This window comes from Streptomyces sp. NPDC057654 (genome assembly GCF_042800135.1).
Lineage (GTDB): Bacteria > Actinomycetota > Actinomycetes > Streptomycetales > Streptomycetaceae > Streptomyces.
Genome location: NZ_JBHVHQ010001204.1, coordinates 1 through 1978 on the forward strand (window position 1 = coordinate 1; position 1978 = coordinate 1978).

Sequence of the window (1978 nt, forward strand, 5' to 3'; positions counted from 1 at the left end):
GCATGGACCCCGTCGCCCGCCGCGCCGTGTGGGCCGCCGTGGACCGCCGCCGCGCCGAGCGCGGCACCACCGTGCTGCTCGTCACCCACAACGTCATCGAGGCCGAGACCGTACTCGACCGGGTCGCCGTGCTGGAGCGCGGCAGGATCATCGCCTGTGACACCCCCGCCGGGCTCAAGGCGCTCGTCGCCGACGAGGTACGGGTGGAGCTGGTGTGGCGCGACGCGCCGCCGCTGGACGTACCGGAAGTGGCCGCGCTGCGCGACGGCGCGACCGAGGCGGGCCGCCGCTGGACGCTGCGGCTCGGCCCGGCCGAGGCCCGCGCCGCCGTCGCCGCCGTCACCGGCGGCCCCGCCTTCTCGGCGCTCGACGATTTCACGCTCGCCACGCCCAGCCTGGAGGATGTGTACCTGGCCCTCGGCGGCCGGGCGGAGGGGCTGGTGAAGGGGTGAGCCGCGGGGTGATGCCACCGGCGCCGGTCGTAGCGAACGCAGCGAAGGGGAGCAGCGCAACGTGAGTGCCGTGTCCGCCGAGGCGGTGACCGGAGGGGTCCGGACCGAGCCGGAGGCCGAGCCCCACCCGTGGGACGGGGACGGGGACGGCGGCGCTGCCGCCCCGCTCGCACCGCGGGCCCGGCTGCTGCCGTCGCTGGCGGCCGTGTACCGGGCGCAGCTCTCGCGGGCGCGGGTGGCGCGCATCCCGCTGCTGTTCGTGGCCACCTTCCAGTCCGTCGGGATCATGATCCTGATGCGCGGGGTGGTGGACGGCGGCGACGAGGCGCGCGCCGTGGTGGCCGGCTCCAGCGTGCTGGTCGTCGCGTTCGTCGCGCTCAACCTGCTCGCGCAGTACTTCGGCCAGTTGCGGGCCGGCGGCGGCCTCGACTACTACGCCACGCTGCCGGTGCCCCCGGCCGCCGTGGTGCTCGGCGCGGCCGGCGCGTACGCCTCCTTCACGGTGCCCGGCACGGCCGTCACCGCGGTCGTCGGCAGCGTCCTGTTCAAGCTGCCGCTGACCCATCTGTGGGTGCTCGTCGCCGTGATCCCGCTCTCCGGAGCGGCCCTCGCGGGGCTCGGCGCGGCCCTCGGGCTGCTCGCTCCGCGCCAGGAACTGGCCACCCTGTGCGGCCAGTTGGGCATGTCCGCGGCGCTGCTGCTCGGCGTGCTGCCGGCCGCGCACCTGCCCGCCGTGCTCGGTTTCGCGCGCGACCTGCTGCCGTCCACGTACGGGGTGGAGGCGCTGGCCCGCTGCTTCGACGCGCATCCCGACTGGCTCGCGGTCGGCGCGGATCTGGGGGTCTGCGCGGCGGTGGGCGTGGTGTCGCTGGCCGCCGCGACCTGGGCGTACCGCCGGGCGGCCGTCCGATGACGCGCCGGGAGCCCCGTCCTGCTGCCGACGGTACGTCGCCGACCTGGCACGATGGCGGGGTGACCGCACCGTTGACGCCGCACGAGCAGCCGCCCGAAGAGCCCCCGGCCCAGGGCGCGCACCCGGATCCGCAGCAGGAGCCGGGGGAGCCGGGCCTGGCCCGCGAGCTGCGGCAGGCGGCGATCGTCACGGTGGCCGTGGCGGTGTCCGGGGTGCTGCTGGGGCTGCTGTGGCTCTGGCTCGCGCCGCGCCTGCCGCTGATCTCCGACGACCGCGCCGTCTACCTCAAGAACCCCGAGGGCGAGGAGGCGATCGGCATGGACGGCACCTTCGTCCTGCTGGCGCTCGGCTTCGGCGTGCTCACCTCGGCGGTCGTCTTCTGGCTCCGCCGCCGCGGCGGCATCGCCCTGGTCGTCGGGCTCGTCGTCGGCGGGCTGCTCGGCTCCCTCCTCGCCTGGCGGGTGGGCGTCTGGCTCGGCCCCGAGACCGACATCGTCGCCGCCGCCAGGTCGGCCGGGAAGGGCGTGGTCTTCGACGCGCCGCTCAAGATCAGCGCGAAGGGCGCGCTGCTGGCCTGGCCGTTCGCGGCGATGGTCGTGCATCTGGTGCTGAC

At 76.1% G+C, this 1978-nt stretch carries 2 protein-coding genes and 1 pseudogene; all 3 read left to right on the forward strand.

Going from position 1 to position 1978, the window contains the following annotated elements; genetic code table 11:
• Positions 1–452, forward strand: a pseudogene (locus ACFU99_RS42020) (ABC transporter ATP-binding protein); the annotation flags it as partial.
• A gap of 61 nt (positions 453–513) precedes the next feature.
• Positions 514–1365 (forward strand): ABC transporter permease, encoded by an 852-nt coding sequence (locus ACFU99_RS42025; RefSeq protein WP_384403627.1) that lies wholly within the window; start codon positions 514–516, stop codon positions 1363–1365.
• A partial coding sequence (locus tag ACFU99_RS42030) for an ABC transporter permease (protein WP_384403629.1) occupies positions 1362–1978 on the forward strand: 617 nt, incomplete at its 3' end. The genes ACFU99_RS42025 and ACFU99_RS42030, both read left to right, overlap by 4 nt.